Here is a 23,491-nt window from a genome sequence, read left to right on the forward strand (position 1 = left end):
TTTCAATTAGCCCCACAAAGATAACCAATCCTTTTGTCTGGTGTTTTTGATTATTCCGCAAAATAGAAGGTATTCACGTATCAAAAATCCTAACTTTGTAAAAAATTCGTGTACCCATGAAAATTAAGTCTGCTAAGTTTGTTATCTCCAATACCAAACCGGAGAATTGTCCGAAACCCGATATGCCCGAATATGCGTTTATTGGTCGTTCAAACGTTGGTAAATCTTCATTGATTAACATGTTAACCGAGCAGAACAAACTAGCCAAAACTTCAGGAAGACCCGGAAAAACACAATTAATCAATCATTTTCTGGTCAATGACAACTGGTATCTGGTTGACCTTCCCGGATATGGTTTTGCAAAAGCTTCAAAATCCGAACGGAAGAAATGGGAGGAGTTTATTCAGAAATACCTGAACACACGTGAGAATCTGATCACAACATTTGTACTGATTGACAGCAGATTGGAACCTCAGAAGATTGATCTGGAATTTATGGAATGGTGTGGAATTAAAGGAATTCCATTTGCAATGGTATTTACAAAAATTGATAAACTTTCCAGCTCTGCGCTCCAGAAAAACATGGCTGCTTATAAGAAGGAAATGTTAAAAGTCTGGGAAGAAATGCCTCCCGTTTTTACTACTTCCTCGGAGTCTGCTTTCGGAAGAGAAAAACTTTTGAATTATATTGATCAGCTCAACGAGAATATCGGAAACGCTTTCGGTAACTAATCGATGACTCACGAGTATCTGAGTTGGGGACTGGCAGGATTGTTTTTCATGACATTTCTGGCAGCTACGCTTATACCACTCGCTTCTGAAGCTGTTTTTATCACCTACCTCATTCTGGGGTACGATCCGATAAGTGTAATTTTTGTAGCTACTGCCGGGAATTCAGGAGGAAGTATTCTCAATTATTTCATCGGAAGACTGGGAAACCCTAAATGGATCAAAGTTTTCGGGAGTTCAGAAGCAAAACTAGTCTCCGTTCGTGAACGAATTCGCACATACGGTCATTGGACAGGACTTCTATCCTGGTTACCCATCATTGGTGATCCGTTAACATTAGCGATGGGTTTCTTCAGAACACGACCTATCCCTTCATTTCTGGTTATAATAGGAGTAAAGTTATTGCGCTATGTTGTACTTTGGCTAATCTGGGCTTATTTTTCTTAATCCTCCAGTTTCGTAAGCGTAAATTCATAACGACTTCCTTCGCGATGTAATTCTCCCTCCATCTGATCGGTAAGAAGCTCTATCAACTCCAGTCCGAAACCAAAATGGGAACTTTCTTTCCAGTTACCTGAATCTGAATACATCAATGTAAATCTCCCTCCTTCCCTATCTTCTATCCGAATCTCTATTTCTCCTTCCGATGTAGCAAGAAAAGCATGCTTAAAGGAGTTTGTCAATAGTTCGTTGAGCAATAAACCAAGAGGCACAACCGTTTTCGCTCCTGTTTCGTGAAGCTGACAAACAACTTTCACATTAATATCTTTGGACACGTCCCGCGACAAACGAACAATGTCATTTACAAGATCATTGACATAAATTCTCAAATCCGAGCTTGAAAGAGCCTTTTCATTATACAACTTATCATGTACCAGAGACATGATCATTATCCGGTTAATCGCATCGGAGAAATTCTGTTGGCTTTCTTCGGAGCTCAGATCATCCCGCTGCATTTTCAACATACTTACAATAATCTGAAGGTTGTTCTTTACCCGGTGATGTACTTCGCGCAGCAAAAAAGAATTGGTTTCATTCTTTCGCATCAATTCCTGATTGATCTCAATCAGCTTGTTTCTGGCATAGTCCTGAAAAATGAGGTGTTGATGAATCAGATAGCCAAAAACAAGAACTGATACCACTACTTCAATTAATAGGGCGAAGACCTGCGTGCGATTATGCAGTATCAGTGCTTCAATATTCGCATTCAGACCAAAAAGGATAAACCAGACCAGCAGTCCGATATGATAGATCAGGAAAAAGACACCCGCTTTTTTCCCGGAACCAACAAAAGCAAAGGTCACGATACAAATCATCCAGATCAAATCCGCATAATGCAGAATCTCCTGCACATAAATGGTTGATACGGAAACAATAATACTCGCAGAAATATTAAAAATCCAGTAAGCTGTTTTATAGAACCCGCTGCATTTGTATAAAATTAGCAAGGTTATCAGGGAAACCAGAAACGACCCGATGTAAAAGCTGAGCATCAATGGGTTTCCATCCAGATAAAAAAGAGAAAGTATAGCAAAAATGAATACAAAAACAACATTCAGTCTCCATACAAGTAGAAAACGACCTTTTTCATAAAAGTCCTGAAAATTGGCTGTTTTTGGGGTAAACAAGGACATAATCAGAAGATATAATATTTCTTTCTAACCGAAGAGGTTCTAAAATCATCCAATACTTCCGAGTTTCCTTTTTGTCTGAACTTATCTTCCAGTTTGAATGTTCCCTTTGCAACTTTATAGTCAAATTCATCCTGAAACAATGGAATAACTGCGAGGTACTTCTTTCCTTCCAATTGACCTTTAAACAATGGAGCCGTGGCAATCGGTTCCGAAAACATAAAATAGGTTTGTTTCATCGTTTCCGAAAGAGGCTCAGGCGGATTTCCAGCTGCTATGGTATGACCGTGATCAAAAAACGTTTTATTCTTCACCAGGTAATCCGAAAACCGAAACAACCAGTTAATCACCCAGTTAAACCTGGGATTCTCCAGTTCCTCCAATAACCAATAAGACGGCAAACAAAAGAAAAGTTCAAAAGATTTATCTTCCTCAACTCCTTGCTCTTTTATAATTTCGGATAATCCGCTCGTAGCAAGAATTCGAAAATCTCTTACTTCCTCCCAGTTGATCAGCTGTAAATCAACTCCATTTTTCGATTCAATGTTTTTTATTTCAAGAGCCATCTATTCTACCATTTTAAGTACTGCTTCAAAGAATACAACAGAAGACTTTAAACAACCTTTCTCCGTCATTTCAAACAGTTCTTCTTCCCGTTTTTTAGCATAAGGTTTGCTTTGTCGAAAAGAGACAATTTTATCCGCATGATATTGTAAACTCTTGTGAATATTATCTGTTGTAGAAAAATCTACCTCAGGAGCTTCGCTCCGAAGACCAATCAGGTTAATACTATTTTTCTCACAAGAGAACAGCAGTAACTGCTTCGAACCCCTGTGTTCAAGATGCGTGATTCGCTCCATCAATTGTGAGAAAACGCTTTCGGAAAACAACCGAACTAATTCTATTGCTTTCTCCGGCTCATCTTTATTCAAACGTTCCCAGTCTTCTGCACTGACCCCGTTGATTATTAGAAACTGTTTCAATTCATCCTCAAAGTGGATCAATTCATCCTCTTTCAGCATTCTGTATCGCATACTGCAAAGGTAGGAAAGTTTTGGATTGAAAAATTTGTACTTTATTTGTACACGAAAATAATTTTACCTCAAATAATTCTGAAAAATAATCTGATTTATGAAGAGTACTGATATCTTATTAAGCATCCGGAAAATAGTACGCACCGTTCACCTTGAAAGTAAACGGATTGACAAACGTTTTGGTGTCAGTATACCACAACTACTTTGCCTTGGATTCCTTCAGTCTCAACCCGACTTCAGAGCAACCCCCAAGCAAATCAAATTATTCCTTCAGCTAAACGCCAGCACCGTTACGGGAATATTGCAGCGTCTCACTGCTAAAGGACTTATACACAAAATTGACAATCCTGCTGATAAGAGGGCTCCGTTTATCACGTTATCCGTATCGGGAGAAAGGCTCCTCAACAACTCTCCTGAACTTATCCATGAAAAGATTGCACGTAAACTGGAGAACATGACCCCTGAAAAAGTGGGTGAATTACGTAATGCGCTGGAGCTTATTGAACGACTCATGGAAATAAATGACAACGAGGATGAAAATGAGATTGGTCCCTTGTATGTTTAACAGAAATTGGGACAGAAACATCTCGTTTATCAACTGATAATCTGGATAAAATTTGGAAAATACGTTACATTTCACTACTTTTGTACGTATACAAACAAAATATCATATTTAAATGTCCAACAGAAAAAGTAAACAAAACTCAAATTCAAGATTAAACGCAAGAATAGGAAAAACCAAAAAAGCACCTAAACTCTCAGAAAAAGCCAAAAAACATCACGAGAAGTTGTGGCGATTAACAAAATCAGGCTGCATTTAAAATCAAAACTATGAATAACTCAGGAGTAACCAATGAGTTGCAAGTCGACTATGAGGTTCTTCACCAACTAAGTGTTCCTACACTTTTAGAAATGGTAGAAATCACTGGTTTTCTGTCCAGTCAACTTGGAGAGTATAGTGATACTCCTGAATTTATCCAATCCAGTCTCGAATATGCATTTAATAAAAGTGCAGGTACGGGAGGATTTGCCATACTTGCCAAATTTAAAGGAAAACTTATTGGTGCAAGTGTTGTAAACACGACTGCGATGCGGGGATATATCCCTTCTAATACGCTCGTTTATATCGCCGTTCATAGGGATTTCAGAAACAAGGGAATTGGTTCCCGCATTCTGAAAAAAACACAACGGCTTGCTAAAGGCGGCCTGGCTCTCCATGTTGAGCCGGATAACCCTGCCAGAAAATTATTTGAAAAAATAGGTTTTAACTACCGCTATCTCGAAATGAGATACGAAAATGAATAACAGTGGCCCAGTTTATTCTTAACAAAACTGCACTCAGGTGCAATTACGAATATCTCAAAACTCTTTTTGAGAAAAACAATATACAATTTGCGATCGTTAGTAAACTCCTGTGTGGAACCAAATCTTTTCTGAAAGAACTGGTTGACTTAGGCGTACAAGAAGTTGCTGACTCAAGAGTTACTAATCTTGAACGTATTAAAAAGATTAATCCGGATATCCGGACGATCTATATTAAACCTCCTGCGAAGAGATCGATACGTAAAATTGTTCAATACGCAGACGTTTCCTGTAACTCGGAGTTACAAACCATTCTTTGGTTGAATGAAGAAGCCAAACGACAGAATAAGATTCATAATGTACTTATTATGATCGAAATGGGTGACCTTCGCGAAGGAGTTATGGGTGATGATCTTATGAGTTTCTATGCATCTATTTTTGAACTGGAGCATATTCATGTCATTGGTCTTGGAACTAATCTGAACTGTTTGCACGGTGTTATGCCTTCAAGTGATAAGTTGGTACAACTGGGATTATATAAGCAACTTATTGAATCCAAATTCGGACAAAAAATAGAATGGGTATCGGGTGGTACCTCTGTTGTACTTCCTCTGCTATTCAGACAGCAAATCCCAGCCTCTAACAATCACTTCAGAATTGGAGAAACATTGTATTTCGGGAATAATCTTTTTACCGGTGAAATCATCCCTGAAATGCGCAATGATGTATTCAGATTAAAAGCAGAAATCATTGAAATTACAGATAAGCCCAAAGTTCCCTTTGGAGAATTAGCAACTAATCCGAGTGGAGAACAGTTTTCTTTCGAGGAAGAAGATTACGGACAGACTGTTCACCGCGCAATAGTTGATATCGGAATCCTGGATGTGAACCCCGATTTTCTGTTCCCTATTAATCCGAAGATCAAAATAGGAGCAGCAAGTTCGGATATGCTTGTTGTAGAAATTCCGGCAGACCCGGGATATACAATTGGAAGCACCATTGAGTTCCGTGTTGAATATATGGCTGCTTTACGATTATTAAACTCTTTTTATATCGAAAAAGTTGTGGTAGAAGATCCTTCCTGATATTTTCCTGTTGATACGTACCTGTTTCGTCTCTTTTTGAGTACTTTTAAGCAGAATCAAAAAAAGATAAAACAGTGAAAAATAATGTATTCATTTTATCTGCTTCCTCTTTGTTATTCCTGGGTTCTTGCGGAACCGTTTACAAATGTGGGGAAGATCGTCCGGAAAGGTTTGCTGCAGGTAATCGGCTAATGGCCGTTGTAGAAGAACGGGATCAATTATGTGATCGCATTTCAGGCTATGAAAGCGAGAACAAGGAATTGCAGGATTCTGTACTGACTCTTAATGAAGAAATAGCCTCCCTTTCGTCTCACAATAGTGTTCTCAAAAATACTATCCTAAACCTTGAAGAGAGCAATCAGCAATTAACAGAAGAGAATCAGGCTCTCACTAAAGAACAAATTAAACTACAAAAAGAATATTCGAATTTATTTACGGATAGCTACACCCAGGCTCACTTATACAACGAGCGTTTGAAAGTTAAAGAGCAAGAATTATCCAGAAAAGAGCAACTACTTTTGGAACGGGAAGCGGCTATTCATGAACTACAGCAAGAGCTTGCCCGACAGGATTCTATTGCAAAACGCATGAATGACATCCTGAGAAATGCTTTGCTCGGATTCAATTCAGATGAACTTACCGTCGAGATCAAAAACGGGAAAGTATACATATCTATGTCAGATAAGCTGCTTTTTAAGTCAGGAAGTGCCGCTGTTGAAAACAAGGGTCAGGAAGCTTTAGAAATTGTTGCCCGTGTATTGGAAAAAAATCAGGATTTTGACATTCTTATCGAAGGGCACACGGACAATGTACCTATCAAAACAGCTCAGTACGCTGACAACTGGGATTTAAGCGTTGCTCGCGCAACTTCAATTGTCCGTATTCTTGCAGACAAATACAATTTGGAACCTAAACGACTTACAGCTTCTGGTAAAGGAGAGTTCTCGCCGAGAGCATCTAATGAGACAACACAGGGAAAAGCTCAGAATCGTAGAACCGAGATTATCCTTTCGCCGAGACTCAATGAGCTTATGGAACTTCTGAATGAGTAAACTCACTTCATAACTGCCCCTGTTTTTGGGGAACATCTCTACAAACTGTGGAAATTTTCCACAGTTTTTTTGTTTTTGTGAAACACTTTTCCGCTTATACCAAAAACAATCACATACACACAAAAACCTATAAAACAATTATTTACAAGCGAAAAATTATGTTTTTCCTGCTATTCCATTTTTTCATGGCACGGTTTTCTCACTATGGTAAAGCGTAAACATTTAAAACATAATAGTTATGAAAAAGTTGATTATAGCAGTAGCAGCAGTAGCTTTAACAGGAATTTCTTTTGCAGCGGTAAACACAAACACTGAAGCAATTACAAACCAGGTACGTATCATGGAAGAAGAGCAGGACAAAACTCCAGTAAAAGCTGAAGAACTTCCTGAAGCAGTGAAAAAAGTTCTTTCATCCGATGCGTATGCCGGAACAACAATAAAGCAAGCTTTCCTTGTACAAGGCGAAAAAGCGTACTACGAAGTAGAGCTTGTAAAAGAAGATGCCTCTACAATGACAGTAATGCTGGATGAGCAGGGGCAGGAAGTGAAGTAGGCAGTAATAGTGTGTAGAGTAAGATATTTTCCTAAAATATCTTAAAGAAGGCTGGCATTTGTCCAGCCTTTTTTACTTTTATAGTACATCCAAATATTGGTCCGTGAAACAAATATTACTCATTGAAGACGACGTTACTTTTTCAACTATTATTTCGAGCTTTCTCAAAAAAAAGGGCTTTGAAGTAACAGCTGTTTCCGGTATACAAAAAGGATTAGAACAGTTGAGGAACGAACGTTTTGATCTTTTACTACTCGATTATCGACTTCCTGACGGAAATGGTCTTGAACTTATCCGCGAAATGGGAGGAGAAATTCCTTTTACTCCGACTATAATCATTACCGGGTTCAACGATGTCCGCACAGCCGTTAAATCTATTCAGTCAGGCGCGTTCGAATATATTATCAAACCAGTTAATCCGGACGAATTAATGATGGTCATCCAGGCAGCCCTCCGGAAAAAAATTGAGGTTCGAAAACCGGAACCTTCCGTTTCTCAATCTATCATCCAGGGAGAAAGTAAAGTATCAAAAAAACTGTATGAACATGTAAAACTGGTTGCTCCTACAGAACTTTCTGTAATGATTATCGGGGAGAGCGGTACGGGAAAAGAACATATCGCACGGTCTATACATGATCAAAGTAATCGTTCCGGAGAGCCTTTCGTTGCTGTCGACTGCGGTGTGCTTTCAAAAGATCTTGCTGGTAGTGAATTATTCGGACATATAAAAGGCGCTTTTACCGGTGCATTAACCGACAAAAAAGGGTTAATGGAAGAGGCAAACGGAGGGACTCTCTTTCTGGACGAGATCGGGAACCTCAGTTATGATGTACAGGTAAAACTGCTTCGCGTCATTCAGGAGCGAATTATTCAACCTCTGGGCAGTTCAAAAACAATTCCTGTCGATCTACGTCTGATTACCGCTACGAATGAGAATCTGATGCAAAAAGTTGAAGAAGGTGATTTTCGGGAAGATATTTACCATCGCATCAATGGGTTCAAAATTCAAATGCCAGCTTTGCGCGAAAGAGGTACCGATCTAGATCTTTTCATTACGCATTTTATCCAAATGGCAAATTCCGAACTGAATCGCGAGGTACGACAGATTTCTCCCGAAGCTCTGGTGACATTGAAACGATACGACTGGCCAGGAAACCTGAGAGAATTGAAAAATGTAATTAATCGCATGGTTCTGTTGAGTACATCTTCTGTAATTGGTCCCGAATTAATCCCTGATGAAATGCTGTTCGCTCTCCGCCACCAGGAACAAGAAACAGATTTAAAACAAACACAGGAAAGTACGGAAAAGGAAATGATTATTCAGGTTCTTGAACAAACCCGGTATAACAAATCCAAAGCTGCCCGCTTATTGAATATTGACAGAAAAACGCTTTACAATAAGATGGAGAAATACGAAATTGATGGTTAATTTGCTTCCATTATCTGAATGGTCAGTCCCTTCAGTGTAATAACTCTATGTCTTAGTTGTTCGTCAGTCAGATACTTTTCTTCTGCTTCCAATACGCGAAACTTTCCTGCCAGCTCTTTTAATCCCATTTGTGCACAACGTCCAGCCAGACGATGCACTAATAACAGGATATCTTCCCGTTTCTTTTGGGAAAGTGCTGTTTCCAACCCATCCAAATCCTGTCTGGTATCTTGATAGAATTGTTGAATTACGAGCTCCAGTTCCTCTTCGCTACTCAACATCTCTCTCAAGGCGGATAATTCAAACTTTTCGTTCGTACGCTCTTTATTTTCAAGTACAGCGTAAAGTTCCTCTGCTGTAAACGGTTTCAAAACAATCGCATCAAAACCACTTCTCAATACAATCTCCTTTTCTTCAGGTAAAACCTGGGCAGTAAGAGCAATAAGACGCACTCGATCTGTTCTTTCTCTGATAATCCGACACAATTCAATACCACTCATTCCAGGCATCCGTATATCGGCCAAAATCACGTCAGGATGCGCTGTATTTAACGCATGCAATATATCTTCCGGTGCGTTGAAGAATCTTGCCCGACCTACCCTGTCTTCCAATAGCTTTCTACACAGGTTTAGAATAAACGAATCATCATCTATGACCCATACTTCCAGATCTGAATCCTGAGTCTCGTCTTTCACCTTTTCCTCAGGCAGATCAATAAGTTCAGCAACTCTTACGTACAATTCGATACTAAAACAACTCCCTTCACCCGGTTCACTTTCGACTTCCACTTTTCCCTTCATCTGGCGTACCAACTGACTGACAATACTCAACCCTAATCCGGTTCCCGAATGTACCGAAGCATTATCCAATTGTTCAAACTGGTTGAAAATTCTGTCTTTATCATCCGGTTTCATTCCTACTCCTGTATCATGCACCTGCAAAATCAATTTCGCAGAACCTGGTCCGGTTCTTTTAATTGTAACGCCAAGAGCTATTTCACCCTTTTCGGTAAATTTCAGGGCATTACTTAAAAGATTTATAAGAATCTGACGAAGTCTGAAAGGATCTGAAAGTATACCTTTCTTTTCATGCTCATTCCGATACGTACATCTCCATTCTATACCCTTCTGCTGACATTGTAATCGCATCCAATCATCTATTTCAGCAATAACCTGCTCCGGGTTCATTTCTTTTTCTTCTATCACAAGACGATTAGAAATAATACGGGAATAATCCAATACTTCATTTACAACCTGAAGCAAGTGTTTCGATGATTGATAAATTGCTTTGGTATGTTCTTCGGGTCGTTCTTTCATGACCAATTCCGAAAAACCAATAATCGACTGCAGGGGTGAGCGTATCTCATGGCTCATATTTGCAAGGAATCGTTGCTTCGCTTCGCTATGGAAATCAGCTCGTTTTTTGGCTTCTTCAAGTTCTTTTCGGTAGCTATTCATCCGGAAAATATCCCGGATTACCAATGTAATAAGCAGAAAGGTAAGGATAGTAAAAAGCATCATTAGTCCCCGGTTGAATCCAATCGTATCACGGGCAATTTCAATAGACTCTTTCTGATCCTGCGTCATCAGATTCTCATTCTGCCTTTTTACATCATCCAGAAGCTGCATCAGACCTCCATAAACAGTCTCATTACTGGTAATTAATAAATGTTCCTGTTTATTGAGATAATTCAGGTTAAATCTCCGTTCCCTTTCCGCTTCTTCAAATGACACACGAATGGTTTCAAGAATACTATCTCTTTGGTGTGTTGTGGAAAGGGTGTCCACCTGAACTTCCGTATATTCTTCTACCAAAACTTTTGGCTCCTCAATCTTCTCTTCTGTCTTCTTCCTTCTCTTAAACAAGCCTTTTTTCTCTTCTTCCTCTTCGGGAAGAGTATAATCGTAGGTTAAGGTTTTTGTTCGGGTGGTTGTTGTAACAATATTACTGTCTATTTTAAGCTTATTCTTTTCTACTTCTTCTGCCAGCGCCTCAAACTGCCGGTCTACAATTCCATTATGGATATAACTGTAGCGCGTTTTCAGGTATTGCTCAAATAATTTCTCGCGAATACGGAAAAGGGAATCGATCTTCAATAAACGATCTAATTGCTGAGGCTGATTTTCGAATGCATCTGTCAGCTTATCCAAGCGGGCATAAATTTCTTTCAGTTCCTCTGAAAACTCTTCTGAAATATCTCTTCTTCCTGATAATGCTTCCTGACGATACATATCGTTCAGCACCACCATTCTATCTCTGAGAGCAATGAGGGAATCCTGTCGGGCATCCGGCTCCGTCAACCGCGCAACTACATCGTTCATCCGATGAAATGCCTGCCGGTTCACTAACCATAAACTTAAAGAAAGTGTAAGTACAAACAAGAAAGCTATGGCTAACTTACCGCCAACAGATTGTATAAAATTTCCCTTTTCCTTCAAAAACCAATTTTACCTTAAAAATAGAGGTTTAGAGGAAGTACTTTTCCCAAAAAATGTAAAAACAGTCGATTTTAGGAAAAAACGGGCAGAATTTTAGAAAAACCGAAGATTAATGGATAAAATGATTCGTAATAAAACTGATGATTTTTGTCTGGTAATCATTTGCATTCGTGGAATTCCAGTTACCATGTCCCTCTCCCGCATACAATGTCCACTCATTATATACGGAGACATCCGATAATTTATTGTGAAGAATTGTCACTTGCGTTGCCGGAACCAAAGGGTCCTGATCACCATAAAAAGACAAGGTCTTCGGAGCATTTTGCGTAATGTGGTATACCGGACTTACTTCCTGATACAAAGCTGGGTTCTGATCGTAAGTTACAGGCCCTACCAGACTTATCAGTCCATATTCAAAATCAGGTTCATTGGTATAAGAGGGATCTGTAAAATCAGCCGGACCAACCGTATTACAAATTGCTTTTATGTACCCCTCATCATCAAACTTATACGCGTATAGCATCGCAAGATGGCCTCCCGCACTATTCCCAAAAAAGCAAATCTCATGCGCAAGATCATATTTACCACTAAAAATAAACTGAATGGCCTTTTCTACATCGTTTATTTGCTTCGGATATCCCGGACTACTATTCGTAGCTAATCTGTAGTTCATATTAACAATAGCACAATCCGGATACACAAATTTCAACGCATTAAAGGTACTCTGGAAGTTCTCTTTATCTCCTGCACTCCATCCTCCGCCATGAATAAGGAAAAACACCTGCGTACTCTCCACTGAGCGATTTGCCGGCAGATATATATCCATTACCTGCTCCGGATCTGATCCGTAGGCAACATCAGTTAAGTCATACGAAACAGTCGGATCTAACTGTTCCTGAACAGGTTCTTCTATGACTTCTTCTTCCTTTTTACAAGAGACTACAAGCGTGAATAGAAGAACCGGAAGTAACAAATAATAGCTTCTCATTTCGAAGGTTTTGGTGAATTTATCTAAATGTAGAAAAATTTATTAGTACAAAAACAAAAAAACGGGATATCTGTTGACATCCCGTTTTTCCTATACTTAGATTATACTATTTGTAATCAAATGTTTCCATAAATTTGGTAGTAAAATTCCCTTTTCGGAAATCTTCATTATCCATCAGCTTTTTATGGAAAGGAATTGTTGTTTTAATTCCTTCGATGATGTACTCATCAAGAGCACGCTTCATTTTAAGAATAGCTTCCTCTCTTGTTTGTGCTACAACGATCAGCTTTGAGATCATTGAATCGTAGTTTGGTGGAATTGTATATCCAGCATATACGTGCGTATCAAGACGAACTCCATGTCCTCCGGGAGAGTGATAGGAAGTAATCTTACCGGGAGAAGGACGGAAATCATTTTCCGGATCCTCAGCGTTAATACGACACTGGATGGCATGCATCTGCGGATAGTAATTCTTACCTGAAATTTTTTCTCCTGCTGCAATTTTGATCTGTTCTTTGATCAGGTCAAAATTGATTACTTCTTCCGTAATGGTATGCTCAACCTGGATTCGTGTATTCATCTCCATAAAATAGAAGTCACGGTTTTTGTCCACAAGGAACTCCACCGTACCAACACCTTCGTATTTCACAGCCTTAGCAGCCTGAATAGCAGCTTGTCCCATTCGCTCACGCAGATCATCTGTCATGAAGGGACTTGGCGTTTCTTCCACTAGTTTCTGGTGGCGACGCTGAATAGAACAATCCCGTTCCGAAAGGTGACAGACATTTCCGTATTGGTCTCCTGCAATCTGAATCTCAATGTGGCGAGGTTCTTCAATGAACTTCTCCATGTAGATTCCATCATTACCAAAAGCAGCTCCTGCTTCCTGACGCGCTGAATCCCAGGCTGCTTCTATATCCTCTTCAGCCCAGACAATACGCATTCCTTTACCACCACCACCGGCAGTCGCTTTAAGAATAATCGGATATTTAATCTCTTTTGCAACTTTCTTAGCATCAGCTAGGTCTTTCAACAACCCCTTTGATCCGGGAATACAAGGTACTCCTGCTTTAATCATGGTCGCCTTTGCGGTAGCTTTATCTCCCATACCGGCAATCTGCTCGGGAAGTGCACCGATAAACTTGATTCCATGTTCCTGACAAACTTTCGAAAATTTCTCATTCTCCGAAAGAAATCCATATCCTGGGTGAATAGCATCTGCATTGGTTATTTCAGCAGCTGCAATGATATTAGGAATAGAAAGGTAAGATTGTGAACTTATTGCGGGACCGATACAAACTGCTTCGTCTGCAAACCGTACGGGTAAGCTGTCTTTATCAGCAGTTGAATATACTGCAACGGTTTTGATACCCATTTCTTTACATGTTCTTATAACACGTAAAGCTATTTCACCTCTGTTGGCAATTAATATTTTTTTAAACATAGTGAATGACGTTGGTTCAACAAAAAAATGAGTCTTTTCTTATGCAGGCTCAACCAGGAAAAGAGGCTGATCGTACTCTACAGGAGTAGCATCATCAACCAGTACTTTCACGATTTTTCCGGCAACTTCTGACTCAATTTCGTTAAACAACTTCATTGCTTCAATAATACAAACTACATCACCTGCCTTAATTGTATCCCCTACGTTTACAAAGTTATCTTTACCAGGACCAGGAGCTCTGTAGAACGTACCGATCATTGGTGACTTAATAGTAATCAATTTCGAGTCATCTTCAGCAGGTGCAGCTGGCTTTTCAGCAGCAGGTGCAGGAGCTGCAACCGGAGCCGCGGCAACGGGTTGAGCTTGTGCTGCAGCAATCTGTGCTGGTGTGGCAACCGGAGCTTGTTGAAGAACGATAGTTTGCTCTTCTTTCTTCGACTTTTTGCCTTCTGATTTGATTGTTATCTTAAAATCCTTTTGTTCGATTTCTACCTCGGTAACACCTGAGCGCGAAACAAACTTTATAAGTTCCTGAATCTCACTTAAATTCATAATACTCTATTATTTGGTTGGATAAATATACAAAATGTTTTTACGAATTGTAGGCCCATTTCAGATAGATAGCACCCCATGTGAATCCACCTCCAAAGGCAGAAAGAATCAGGTTATCACCCTTTTTCAACCTACTTTCCCAATCCCACAAACAAAGCGGAAGTGTACCAGCAGTTGTATTACCGTACTTATCTATGTTTACCATAACTTTTTCAGGAGGAAGCCCCATACGTGATGCTGTCGCATCAATGATACGAAGATTAGCCTGGTGTGGTACCAACCAATCTACATCATCACTTGTCAGGTTATTTTTCTCCATGATTTGTGCAGAAACTTCTGCCATATTTGTAACAGCAAACTTGAACACCTGTTTCCCTTCCTGCTTTACATAGTGTAATCTCTGGTCTACTGTTTCATGCGATGCAGGCGCAACGCTACCACCTCCCGGTTGTAACAGGTAATTTCTTCCTGCTCCGTCACTGTGCATAATACTATCGATGATCCCCAATCCTTCAGTATTTGGTTCCAGTAATGCGACTCCACCACCATCACCAAAAATAACACAAGTGGTACGATCCTGATAATCCAATATCGAGGTCATTTTATCGACCCCGATTACCAATACTTTCTTGTGTTTTCCCGTTTCAATGAATTGTGCACCAATGGACAGTCCGTATATAAAGCCTGAACAGGCCGCAATGACATCAAAACTCCAGGCATTTTTCATTCCTACTTTATCAGAAATGATATTTGCCGTACTTGGGAAAGGGTAGTCCGGAGTAACCGTACCACAAATCACAAGATCAATATCCAATGGATCGATATTTTTCTTTTCCAGTAAATTCTTTACAGCAGCGGCACCCATATCAGATGTAGAACCGTCTCTCATAATACGCCTTTCACGAATACCCGTTCTTGTGCGAATCCACTCGTCAGACGTATCCACAATTTTTGACAAATCTTCATTTGTCATCACATGCTCAGGAACATATCCCTCAACACCTGTAATTGCTGCTGTAATCTTTCCCATTATTTAAAAGCTTCTTTAATTTTCTTCGACAAATCAGAACCTACTACATTTGCGGTGTGCAGAATCATATTCTTCACCGCAACATCGTTGGAAATTCCATGACCGATAACTACTGTTCCGTTCACACCTAAAATAGGAGTACCACCGTAATTTTCGTAATTAAAACGGTTAAAATACTCATCTTCCACTCCTCTTTTTCTAAGAAGTGAATAAAATCCTTCGGCTGTTTTCAGAACCACATTACCTGTAAACCCATCACAAACAATAACGTCTGCGTGATCGGTAAACAAATCTCGTCCTTCAATATTTCCGACAAAATTCAAATCATCCGAATCCTGAAGTAGTTTGTGTGTAGTTGTAGTCAGCAGGTTCCCTTTTTCAGGTTCCTCACCAATATTCAGCAATCCAACACGCGGGTTTTCGATCCCGTTTACGTGCTTCATATAAAGTGAACCTAAAATTGCAAACTGGTATAAGACATCCGGTTTACAATCCGCATTTGCCCCCACGTCCAAAAGAATGGATTCTCCTCCTGTAAGTTTGGGAAGTGTGGATGTAATACAGGGTCGAATCACCCCCGGAATTGCATTTATCTTATAAATAGACCCTACCAGCATTGCACCTGTATTTCCTGTACTGGCAAAAGCATCAATCTTTTGAGTCGCCAGCAACTCAAAACCTACAGCAATACTGCTATTCGGCTTTTTCGGCAATGCACGGGTCGGGTGATCACTCATTGTGATCACCTCCGGAGCATGTACAAAGTCTACCTTGTCAGGATCCTCTCCTAACCCGGCAATTTGTTTACGGGCGATTTCTTCGTCGCCTATAAATACAATACGACAATCCTCCGGAAGATCTTTCAGGGCGAGATAAGCTCCTGCAATATTCGCATCAGGAGCGAAATCTCCTCCCATAATATCTATTCCAATCCTCATCTGGAATCTCGTATTCAGCTGCAAAAATTATACAGCTACTTCTTTCTCAGCTACTACTTTACCTTTATAGTAAAGTTTTCCTTCGTGCCAAAATGCTCTATGGAACAAGTGTGGCTGACCCGTCGTTGGACATGTTGCGATATTCGCAGCAGTTGCCTTAAAGTGGGTTCTTCTCTTGTCCCTTCTCGTGGTCGAAGTTCTTCTCTTAGGATGTGCCATTTTACTTTATTTTTATATACAAATCTACAAATACTTTTTATTCTTCTTCGTCATCGTCCCAATCGTCCTCAAAATCATCTTCATCATCAGGATCGGAACTATTGATTGAATATTGGCTAATCAACGTTACCATTTCTTCATCACACTCACCTTCCTTATGCACTTTTCGCGCAGGCAGCAAGACATTAATGAATTCATAGAAATAAGGAGCCATTTCCAACATATAAGCTTCAGGCGGTAAAACAATCAATTCTTCATTATCCGACTGTTCTTTCCCGAACTTAAACACCAGTTTAAACTCTCCTTCTACCGGCAGCTCCAACGGAGCTACACATCTGTCACAGGTTGTATTCACAACCCCTTTGACTTTGTAACGTGTTGTCAACATGTTTGGCTTCTTATCCAACTCCATGTCGATTAGCACTTCTCCTGATTCAATCAGGGAATACTCAAAATTCTCAAAGAACTCAGCACCAACATCAAAGCTAACCTGATGTAAACCATCTTTTAACCCTGAAAATTGAACATCATAATTACGCAATGAACTTTTCACTGTTCAAAAAATTGGACGGCAAAGGTAAGAAAATAAACTGAAATCAAACACATTTAATCCCTCCCTTTATTATTTTGTGGTTGTGACTGTAGCGGATTCGCTTCAATCTCCCTGATAAATTCACGGTTTCTGTATATATCTACTGCCAGATAAATCGCACTTCGCATTGACATTTCGGAGGCAATTCCCTTTCCGGCAATATCAAAAGCAGTCCCGTGATCAGGAGAAGTTCTTACCACAGGTAATCCAGCAGTAAAGTTCACTCCCGAATCAAATGCAAGTGCTTTGAACGGCGCCAACCCCTGATCATGATACATAGCCAACACAGCATCGTAGTGCTTACGGGCATCTGAACCAAAAAATCCATCTGCCGGAAAAGGACCATTAACGAGAATATCCTCCTGCTTGGCCGCTTGTATTGCCGGTGTAATAACCTCAGACTCTTCTTGTCCCATGGCTCCTTTTTCACCTGCATGCGGATTAAGCCCCAGGACAGCTATTTTCGGGCGGACAATTTTAAAGTCTCTTTTTAACGATGCATTTAGTGCTTTGATCTTATTCAGAATCTTCTCTTTTGTCAGTTGTTCAGGAACCTCCTTTAAAGCAATATGCGAAGAGACCAAAGCAACACGCAAATTCTCAGACACCATCATCATTAAAGCTTCAGCTACCCCGGACATGTCAGCCAGATATTCCGTATGACCCGGAAACTGGAACCCTGCCTTCTGAATAGTCTCTTTGGAGATAGGTGCTGTTACCAAAACATCAATTTTATTAGCAGCCAGATCCGCTGTAGCAGCCTCCAGAGAAAGGAATGCATGCTTTCCCCCTGCATCTGTTTTTTGCCCCGGTTCGATTTTTAAATCATCACCCCAACAATTGATCACGTTGATTTTACGTGGATCTATCTGATCCGCTGTTTTAATCGATTGATACTGAAAATCATGCTCCTTAATCGCTTTTTTATAAAATGAAAGCGTTCGTGTCGATGCATAAATAACAACTGAACAGTCTTGCAGAATTCGGTTATCTGAAAGAGCTTTGATTGTCACTTCCGGTCCGATACCGTTAACATCTCCTATACTGATTCCTACCCGAACGGGTTGTCTATTTTCCATCTGCGTAATTTGCTAAAAATTTTGTTAATAAACGGACTCCTGTACCGGTTCCTCCTTTTCCTCGATACCCATCTTCAGCTTCTAAAAATGCCGGACCGGCTATATCGATGTGAATGTATGGATTTTTTGTGAAGTGCTCTAAAAACTTTCCCGCAGTAATCATTCCGGCATGAGGACCACCAAGATTATTCAGATCGGCAATGTCAGACTTCATTTCCTCAGCATACTCATCCCAAAAAGGAAGTTGAACCAGACGTTCATGCACTTGATTCCCGGCAGCAACCAAATTATCAATCACTTCCTGTGAAGCATTTCCCATCACACAAGCAGCCCGCGTTCCAATTGCACGCACAGCAGCACCGGTTAATGTTGCCGCATCAATTACAAGTTCAGGACTGTATTTATCTCCATAAGACAGTGCATCTGCCAACACCATCCTACCTTCTGCATCCGTATTTTTGACTTCTACCGTTTTACCATTGTACATGGTGATAACATCTCCGGGAGCATAGGCGTTTTTCCCCGGACGATTATCGGTTGCCGGGATAATACAAATAACATGAACGGGTAATTTATTCAGCGCTACTGACAACATGGTTCCGACCATACAGGCCGCACCTCCCATATCACTTTTCATGATATCCATGCTGTGCGCAGTAGGCTTAAGGCTTAACCCTCCTGTATCATACACAATCCCTTTTCCTACAAGCACAATGGGTTGAGTGTTAACAGCTGTATCGGGCTTATATTCTATTACCGAAAAAGTGGGTGGTTCTTCACTCCCCAGATTCACAGCTATCAGCCCTCCAAGTTTCAATGATTCTATTTGGTGCTTTTCCAGTACCGTTACATGGACTCCGACAGGAGCTAGTTTTTCCTCTATCTCGTGACTCAATTGAGTAGCTGTAAGATAACTATGCGGCTCGTTTACCAGATCTCTCGACCAGTACACAGCACGGATCGTATTGTTTACGACTTCAATCTCCTGTTCATTTCCGCCTAACACTGCAATTTTCCGGAGAGAGAACTCTTTCTCCTGCTTATCTGACCGGTATTTAAGAAACTGGTAATTTGCTAATGCCAGACCCTCTGCTACTTCAATAGTAGCTCCTTCAGCACCAGTTATTTCAATTTCTTCAACTGCTTTTTCAAGTTTCTTTCGAACCTGATATCCATACATTCTGTTCTTCTCCGAATCCGATTTAACTTTGGCAACAAAAATCCATTGCTTACCTGTTTTCACAAAGTCAAAATCTTCTTTTGATCCGGAAAATTCGTTCAAAAATGCAACTACTTCCGATGGAATTTTTTCCATTTTTATTGCATCTACACCTCTCTCATCCAGCAAAATCACCTGACATGCTGTTTTATCTGCTACTTGCTTACTATATATTTCCGGTCGCATCTGAAAAAAATTTAGGTAAAGTTAACCAAAAGTGTCCAAACCACAGGTCTGACCTCCGAGAGAATTCAATCCGTTATTTATTTTGCTTATCGTGTCGGTCATTTAAATTATTGCATGCAACTTTATTTGTAATCGCATTACTATGAATTATTTCCAAGTTTGTTGTATTTTCACCTTATGAGTTTGCGACAGGTACTACTTCTGATTTGTTCTATGCTACACTTCTGGGGGTATTCTACTCATAATCGTATGGGCGAAATAACCTATCGTCATTTATACGGAAACACATACGAGTTCACTGTTAAGACCTGTACCAAACTCACCGCAGAAGCAGACCGTCCGGAACTGGAGATCAATTACGGAGACGGAGACAGTGACACGATTCCGAGAATTTCACAAATTCCTGATCCAGTAACGGATACCCAAGAGAATCTTTACAGAGGTATTCATACCTTCAGTGGACCGGGAACTTTCACAATTCAGGTTGAAGACCCCAATCGGAATATGGGAATTATTAATATTTCCAATTCTGTAGAAAAGATCTTTTGTATTCAGTCCGTACTTGTCATCTCACCCTTTCTGTCCCCTAATAATTCAGTTCAATTTTCGAACTGTCCCTGTCCGGAGATTGCTTGCATGAATCAACCATGGGTGTATAACCTGGCGGCATTTGACACAGATGAAGACAGTTTGTCTTACTCACTTATTCCTTGTAAGGGTGAAAACTGTGCTGATTTTGCTATCCCCCAGGTATATCAATACCCACAAATGGTAGGTGGCGGAACAATGTCCATTCATCCGGTGACGGGAACAATTATTTGGGACAGTCCGGCTATTATCGGAGAATATAATCTGGCTATTTTGGTCACAGAATGGAGAAACGGGGTCAGAATTGGATCTGTTATCGTAGATATGCAACTCACTGTTGCGCCTTGTAACAATGCAGCTCCGGAGATTACTGATATTGCCGATACCTGTATACAGGCAGGTACACATCTCACAAGGCCTGTCACGGCAACAGATTCAGATTTGGGTCAGACATTGCAAATGACTGCCGAAGGAGTCCCCTTCCAGTTAGAAAGCTCACCGGCTCTGTTCTCTTCTGTTCCTGCTCAATCATCTGTTATCGGGACATTCAGCTGGACACCGGATTGTGCTGCAATACGAAATTCACCGTACAACGTTCTGTTCGAAGTATCAGACAACGCGCAAGATGTCTCGCTCAGAGACATGAAAGTCTGGAATATAACTGTTAATGCACCTCCCGTCACGGGACTTGTAGTCACTCCCTCAGGCACTTCAATGGAACTCAACTGGGACGATTATTTTTGTGATGAAATACATCATTATTCGATTTACAGAAATACTGATTCCCTTGTAATCGATGATAATTGCTGTTCTCCAGGTTTTCTTTCAGGAAGTGGTTTCGAACAAATCGGAACAAGTGAAACCAACTCCTATACCGACACGGACGAACTTATAATCGGTAATCGATACTGCTATATCATAACAGCTGTATTTGAAAATGGTATTGAAAGCTGCTCCTCCGAGACAAACTGTTCTCAACTGGATTTCGCGGTTCCTATCCTAACCCATGTGACCATTACCAGTACGGATGTATCTAGCGGTTCTGATTCTATCCGATGGACCCACCCCAAGGACTTAAATCCCTTACAATTTCCAGGACCTTATTCCTACAATTTATATCGTAGTATTGCAGAAAACTATCCAGAAGAACTTGTTTTTCAGACAACTACAGAAGCTGCGCTTCAGGATTGCGATACTTTGTTTACAGAAACAACTCTGAATACTGCTGCCAACGGTTATCGCTACCGAATTGAATTGGTAAATAACGGAGCCATTGTAGGTTCAGGAGCATCGTCATCCAGTAGCTTCTTGTCCATTATTCCAAACGACAATCAACTTGAATTGAGTTGGACAACTAATACTTCCTGGCAAATAGACAGCACAGATGTTTACAGGGAATCTTCTCCGGGAAGTGGTATATTTACGATGATAGAAAGAGTTTACGGGACAGAATTTGTTGACACGGGACTGGTCAATCAGCAGCTTTATTGCTACAAGGTAAAGACCTACGGAAGTTACAGTTTGCCTTCTGTTATTCGTCCTTTGGTTAACTGGTCACAGGAAGTTTGTGCCGCACCCTATGATTACACAGCTCCCTGTTCACCTTCGTTGACATTACTAAGTGATTGTGATGCCTCTACTAATTTTCTCTCCTGGAGTAACCCCAATCAAAGCTGTTCGGATGATGTAACCCGATACGCCGTTTACTTCAGTCCGGATTCTCTGCAAGAACCTTCTTTGCTAGAAATCATAGAAGGAGATCAACATACGGACTACGCTCACTTTCTTCCGCAGGGAACACCTGGGTGTTATTATGTCACGGCTTTGGATTCAATTCCTTACAACAACGAAAGTTTACCTTCAAACAAAATCTGTGTTGAACATTGCGAACCACTATACACACTTCCCAATGTTATTACCAATAATGGGGATGGAATTAATGATATCTTCCATCCGCAACTCCCCTATAAATTTATCGATCATGTTGAATTCCGGCTCTTTAACCGTTGGGGGCAGATATTGTTTGAAACGCAAGACCCGCTTATCAATTGGGACGGAACAGAATCTAAAAAAGGAAAAACAGTAACAGAAGGCGTCTATTTTTACACTTGTCGCGTGTATTTCCTAACTTTGTCAGGAGAACAGTTTATGGATTTACATGGTTTTGTCCATGTCTTTAACGGGAATTAAGATTTATGTTTACAGGAATTATAGAACAGCTTGGGGAAGTAAAACACATTGAAAAGGATCAGGAAAACGTTCATTTTACGCTATCCGCTGACTTCACCAATGAGTTAAAGATTGATCAAAGTGTGGCACACAATGGTGTTTGCCTGACAGTTGTTTCTATAGAAAATGACACGTACGTAGTTACCGCTATAAAAGAAACACTGGATAAAACGAATCTGGGAAATCTGAATCCCGGGAATAAAGTGAACCTTGAACGATGCATGAAACTCGGGGATCGTCTGGATGGACATATTGTACAGGGGCACGTTGATAAAGTTGCCGAATGTACAGCGATAGAGGATCAGGATGGGAGTTGGAAATTCACTTTCAAGTATGAAGGAAATGAAAAAACAGTGGAAAAGGGTTCTGTAACGATCAACGGGATAAGTCTTACCGTGGTTGATTCAACTGACAACGGTTTTTCTGTTTGTATTATTCCATACACTTACGAACACACCAACTTTCACGAACTAAAAGTCGGTGACAAAGTAAATCTGGAATTTGATATTATCGGAAAATATGTAGCGCGTTTAATGCCTCAGTAACAACCTAAAAAGATTCTATTGCTGTGGCTTTTCCGCCCAACCTGCTAATTTCTTTTCCAGTTTTTTCTGTAATTTTTCGAATACTTGTGCCCGTGAGGAAGTTCCACTTAATCTCAGTATATCGTACCCTTTGAACTGCCCGTCTTCAAAGTACATAAACTCAAATGTGACAGAGCTCATTTCTTCCTGAAAGATCGGATAAAGATGTCCCTCTTCCAACGCTTCTGTTAACGTAACAGGAAAGTTCTCTCTCGGTTTGAACTTTCGATCAAATCCTCTTACCGAAATCAAAAGATATCCCTTAATCCCCTTTGTTTTCAGTACCTGATTCAACGAATCAGAACCCAAATCATCCACCGAATTCCCTACTTTAGAATAGTTCAATGAAGGTTTTACATTCATGCCGAACTGCGCAAAAAATTTGGTCAGGTTTACTTCAACAGCATACCGATCATCCGGCTTGTCGATTTTGCCAATAATCAAAAGGCTTTCGACCCCTTTTATCGGAACAGGTGACTTTTGTCCCATAACTGGTAAAACTACCCCTAACAACACAAGATACAGCAGATATTTCATGAACTCTGTTTTATTTTAATGCTACAAAAATCGTGCTAACTGAGCACAATTGCC

Annotated in this window: 24 protein-coding genes; 10 read left to right on the forward strand and 14 right to left on the reverse strand. The window is 40.3% G+C overall.

Annotation, left to right across the window (positions count from 1 at the left end):
* The first annotated feature begins 116 nt into the window (after positions 1 to 116).
* Both yihA and AC4PL9_RS07875 read left to right on the forward strand, forming a co-directional pair.
* The gene (gene yihA / locus AC4PL9_RS07870; protein WP_491604204.1) at positions 117 to 731 is read left to right on the forward strand and encodes a ribosome biogenesis GTP-binding protein YihA/YsxC; all 615 of its coding nucleotides are present in this window, start codon (positions 117 to 119) and stop codon (positions 729 to 731) included.
* Positions 732 to 734: 3 nt separating this feature from the next.
* The gene (locus tag AC4PL9_RS07875; protein ID WP_491604205.1) at positions 735 to 1,175 is read left to right on the forward strand and encodes a YqaA family protein; all 441 of its coding nucleotides are present in this window, start codon (positions 735 to 737) and stop codon (positions 1,173 to 1,175) included.
* Here the strand turns inward: AC4PL9_RS07875 and AC4PL9_RS07880 are convergent.
* Genes AC4PL9_RS07880 through AC4PL9_RS07890 form a run of 3 tightly spaced genes read right to left on the reverse strand, consistent with a single transcriptional unit; the run spans position 1,172 to position 3,393 of the window.
* Positions 1,172 to 2,362, reverse strand: a complete 1,191-nt coding sequence (locus tag AC4PL9_RS07880; protein WP_491604206.1) for a sensor histidine kinase — start codon at positions 2,360 to 2,362, stop codon at positions 1,172 to 1,174. The genes AC4PL9_RS07875 and AC4PL9_RS07880 overlap by 4 nt on opposite strands.
* Before the next feature lie 2 nt (positions 2,363 to 2,364).
* Positions 2,365 to 2,925 (reverse strand): suppressor of fused domain protein, encoded by a 561-nt coding sequence (locus AC4PL9_RS07885; protein ID WP_491604207.1) that lies wholly within the window; start codon positions 2,923 to 2,925, stop codon positions 2,365 to 2,367.
* Complete coding sequence (locus AC4PL9_RS07890) at positions 2,926 to 3,393, reverse strand: DUF6495 family protein (RefSeq protein WP_491604208.1); 468 nt, start codon at positions 3,391 to 3,393, stop codon at positions 2,926 to 2,928.
* A gap of 97 nt (positions 3,394 to 3,490) precedes the next feature.
* On the opposite strand from AC4PL9_RS07890, the gene AC4PL9_RS07895 reads away from it, so the two are divergent.
* The 6 genes from AC4PL9_RS07895 to AC4PL9_RS07920 all read left to right on the forward strand — a co-directional run bounded on the left by AC4PL9_RS07895 (position 3,491) and on the right by AC4PL9_RS07920 (position 8,814).
* Positions 3,491 to 3,958, forward strand: coding sequence for a MarR family winged helix-turn-helix transcriptional regulator (locus AC4PL9_RS07895; RefSeq protein ID WP_491604209.1), 468 nt, complete (start codon positions 3,491 to 3,493; stop codon positions 3,956 to 3,958).
* Between the two features lie 266 nt (positions 3,959 to 4,224).
* Positions 4,225 to 4,698: a GNAT family N-acetyltransferase gene (locus AC4PL9_RS07900; RefSeq protein ID WP_491604210.1), complete on the forward strand. Its 474-nt coding sequence runs from the start codon at positions 4,225 to 4,227 to the stop codon at positions 4,696 to 4,698.
* A gap of 2 nt (positions 4,699 to 4,700) precedes the next feature.
* Positions 4,701 to 5,780, forward strand: coding sequence for an alanine racemase (locus tag AC4PL9_RS07905; protein ID WP_491604211.1), 1,080 nt, complete (start codon positions 4,701 to 4,703; stop codon positions 5,778 to 5,780).
* Positions 5,781 to 5,854: 74 nt separating this feature from the next.
* Positions 5,855 to 6,832, forward strand: coding sequence for an OmpA/MotB family protein (locus AC4PL9_RS07910; protein WP_491604212.1), 978 nt, complete (start codon positions 5,855 to 5,857; stop codon positions 6,830 to 6,832).
* A 238-nt stretch (positions 6,833 to 7,070) separates the two neighbouring features.
* On the forward strand, positions 7,071 to 7,385 hold the full coding sequence (locus AC4PL9_RS07915) for a hypothetical protein (RefSeq protein WP_491604213.1): 315 nt from the start codon (positions 7,071 to 7,073) through the stop codon (positions 7,383 to 7,385).
* A 103-nt stretch (positions 7,386 to 7,488) separates the two neighbouring features.
* Positions 7,489 to 8,814, forward strand: coding sequence for a sigma-54-dependent transcriptional regulator (locus AC4PL9_RS07920; RefSeq protein ID WP_491604214.1), 1,326 nt, complete (start codon positions 7,489 to 7,491; stop codon positions 8,812 to 8,814).
* On the opposite strand, the gene AC4PL9_RS07925 is transcribed toward AC4PL9_RS07920, so the two are convergent.
* The 10 genes from AC4PL9_RS07925 to AC4PL9_RS07970 form a co-directional block, all read right to left on the reverse strand.
* Positions 8,811 to 11,252, reverse strand: a complete 2,442-nt coding sequence (locus tag AC4PL9_RS07925) for an ATP-binding protein (protein ID WP_491604215.1) — start codon at positions 11,250 to 11,252, stop codon at positions 8,811 to 8,813. The genes AC4PL9_RS07920 and AC4PL9_RS07925 overlap by 4 nt on opposite strands.
* A gap of 109 nt (positions 11,253 to 11,361) precedes the next feature.
* A complete protein-coding gene (locus AC4PL9_RS07930; protein WP_491604216.1) occupies positions 11,362 to 12,240 on the reverse strand; it encodes an alpha/beta hydrolase fold domain-containing protein in 879 nt (292 codons plus the stop codon).
* 106 nt (positions 12,241 to 12,346) lie between these two features.
* On the reverse strand, positions 12,347 to 13,684 hold the full coding sequence (accC, locus tag AC4PL9_RS07935) for an acetyl-CoA carboxylase biotin carboxylase subunit (RefSeq protein WP_491604217.1): 1,338 nt from the start codon (positions 13,682 to 13,684) through the stop codon (positions 12,347 to 12,349).
* 39 nt (positions 13,685 to 13,723) lie between these two features.
* Complete coding sequence (accB, locus tag AC4PL9_RS07940; RefSeq protein ID WP_491604218.1) at positions 13,724 to 14,236, reverse strand: acetyl-CoA carboxylase biotin carboxyl carrier protein; 513 nt, start codon at positions 14,234 to 14,236, stop codon at positions 13,724 to 13,726.
* Positions 14,237 to 14,276: 40 nt separating this feature from the next.
* Complete coding sequence (locus AC4PL9_RS07945) at positions 14,277 to 15,266, reverse strand: beta-ketoacyl-ACP synthase III (RefSeq protein ID WP_491604219.1); 990 nt, start codon at positions 15,264 to 15,266, stop codon at positions 14,277 to 14,279.
* Positions 15,266 to 16,204, reverse strand: a complete 939-nt coding sequence (plsX, locus tag AC4PL9_RS07950) for a phosphate acyltransferase PlsX (RefSeq protein WP_491604220.1) — start codon at positions 16,202 to 16,204, stop codon at positions 15,266 to 15,268. The genes AC4PL9_RS07945 and plsX overlap by 1 nt, the downstream gene beginning before the upstream one ends.
* Positions 16,205 to 16,231: 27 nt before the next feature.
* Positions 16,232 to 16,423, reverse strand: a complete 192-nt coding sequence (rpmF, locus tag AC4PL9_RS07955) for a 50S ribosomal protein L32 (RefSeq protein WP_343790725.1) — start codon at positions 16,421 to 16,423, stop codon at positions 16,232 to 16,234.
* Positions 16,424 to 16,460: 37 nt separating this feature from the next.
* Positions 16,461 to 16,976: a YceD family protein gene (locus tag AC4PL9_RS07960; protein WP_491604221.1), complete on the reverse strand. Its 516-nt coding sequence runs from the start codon at positions 16,974 to 16,976 to the stop codon at positions 16,461 to 16,463.
* Between the two features lie 53 nt (positions 16,977 to 17,029).
* Positions 17,030 to 18,094: a 4-hydroxythreonine-4-phosphate dehydrogenase PdxA gene (gene pdxA, locus AC4PL9_RS07965; RefSeq protein WP_491604222.1), complete on the reverse strand. Its 1,065-nt coding sequence runs from the start codon at positions 18,092 to 18,094 to the stop codon at positions 17,030 to 17,032.
* A complete protein-coding gene (locus tag AC4PL9_RS07970; RefSeq protein WP_491604223.1) occupies positions 18,084 to 19,499 on the reverse strand; it encodes a leucyl aminopeptidase family protein in 1,416 nt (471 codons plus the stop codon). Before AC4PL9_RS07970 ends, pdxA begins: the two co-directional genes overlap by 11 nt.
* A 177-nt stretch (positions 19,500 to 19,676) precedes the next feature.
* On the opposite strand from AC4PL9_RS07970, the gene AC4PL9_RS07975 reads away from it, so the two are divergent.
* Both AC4PL9_RS07975 and AC4PL9_RS07980 read left to right on the forward strand, forming a co-directional pair.
* Entirely contained in the window at positions 19,677 to 22,277 is a 2,601-nt protein-coding gene (locus AC4PL9_RS07975) for a T9SS type B sorting domain-containing protein (RefSeq protein WP_491604224.1), read from the forward strand.
* Positions 22,278 to 22,282: 5 nt separating this feature from the next.
* Entirely contained in the window at positions 22,283 to 22,861 is a 579-nt protein-coding gene (locus AC4PL9_RS07980; protein ID WP_491604225.1) for a riboflavin synthase, read from the forward strand.
* A 15-nt stretch (positions 22,862 to 22,876) separates the two neighbouring features.
* Here the strand turns inward: AC4PL9_RS07980 and AC4PL9_RS07985 are convergent, their stop codons facing one another.
* Complete coding sequence (locus tag AC4PL9_RS07985) at positions 22,877 to 23,437, reverse strand: hypothetical protein (protein ID WP_491604226.1); 561 nt, start codon at positions 23,435 to 23,437, stop codon at positions 22,877 to 22,879.
* Between the last annotated feature and the right edge of the window lie 54 nt (positions 23,438 to 23,491).

The organism is Wandonia sp., from assembly GCF_984588085.1.

Excerpts from the sequence above, each read along its gene's own strand:
- yihA (WP_491604204.1), top strand. The coding sequence starts at position 117 with ATGAAAATTAAGTCTGCTAAGTTTGTTATCTCCAATACCAAACCGGAG.
- AC4PL9_RS07875 (WP_491604205.1), top strand. The coding sequence starts at position 735 with ATGACTCACGAGTATCTGAGTTGGGGACTGGCAGGATTGTTTTTCATG.
- AC4PL9_RS07880 (WP_491604206.1), bottom strand. The coding sequence starts at position 2,362 with ATGTCCTTGTTTACCCCAAAAACAGCCAATTTTCAGGACTTTTATGAA.
- AC4PL9_RS07885 (WP_491604207.1), bottom strand. The coding sequence starts at position 2,925 with ATGGCTCTTGAAATAAAAAACATTGAATCGAAAAATGGAGTTGATTTA.
- AC4PL9_RS07890 (WP_491604208.1), bottom strand. The coding sequence starts at position 3,393 with ATGCGATACAGAATGCTGAAAGAGGATGAATTGATCCACTTTGAGGAT.
- AC4PL9_RS07895 (WP_491604209.1), top strand. The coding sequence starts at position 3,491 with ATGAAGAGTACTGATATCTTATTAAGCATCCGGAAAATAGTACGCACC.
- AC4PL9_RS07900 (WP_491604210.1), top strand. The coding sequence starts at position 4,225 with ATGAATAACTCAGGAGTAACCAATGAGTTGCAAGTCGACTATGAGGTT.
- AC4PL9_RS07915 (WP_491604213.1), top strand. The coding sequence starts at position 7,071 with ATGAAAAAGTTGATTATAGCAGTAGCAGCAGTAGCTTTAACAGGAATT.
- AC4PL9_RS07930 (WP_491604216.1), bottom strand. The coding sequence starts at position 12,240 with ATGAGAAGCTATTATTTGTTACTTCCGGTTCTTCTATTCACGCTTGTA.
- accC (WP_491604217.1), bottom strand. The coding sequence starts at position 13,684 with ATGTTTAAAAAAATATTAATTGCCAACAGAGGTGAAATAGCTTTACGT.
- accB (WP_491604218.1), bottom strand. The coding sequence starts at position 14,236 with ATGAATTTAAGTGAGATTCAGGAACTTATAAAGTTTGTTTCGCGCTCA.
- AC4PL9_RS07945 (WP_491604219.1), bottom strand. The coding sequence starts at position 15,266 with ATGGGAAAGATTACAGCAGCAATTACAGGTGTTGAGGGATATGTTCCT.
- plsX (WP_491604220.1), bottom strand. The coding sequence starts at position 16,204 with ATGAGGATTGGAATAGATATTATGGGAGGAGATTTCGCTCCTGATGCG.
- rpmF (WP_343790725.1), bottom strand. The coding sequence starts at position 16,423 with ATGGCACATCCTAAGAGAAGAACTTCGACCACGAGAAGGGACAAGAGA.
- pdxA (WP_491604222.1), bottom strand. The coding sequence starts at position 18,094 with ATGGAAAATAGACAACCCGTTCGGGTAGGAATCAGTATAGGAGATGTT.
- AC4PL9_RS07970 (WP_491604223.1), bottom strand. The coding sequence starts at position 19,499 with ATGCGACCGGAAATATATAGTAAGCAAGTAGCAGATAAAACAGCATGT.
- AC4PL9_RS07975 (WP_491604224.1), top strand. The coding sequence starts at position 19,677 with ATGAGTTTGCGACAGGTACTACTTCTGATTTGTTCTATGCTACACTTC.
- AC4PL9_RS07980 (WP_491604225.1), top strand. The coding sequence starts at position 22,283 with ATGTTTACAGGAATTATAGAACAGCTTGGGGAAGTAAAACACATTGAA.
- AC4PL9_RS07985 (WP_491604226.1), bottom strand. The coding sequence starts at position 23,437 with ATGAAATATCTGCTGTATCTTGTGTTGTTAGGGGTAGTTTTACCAGTT.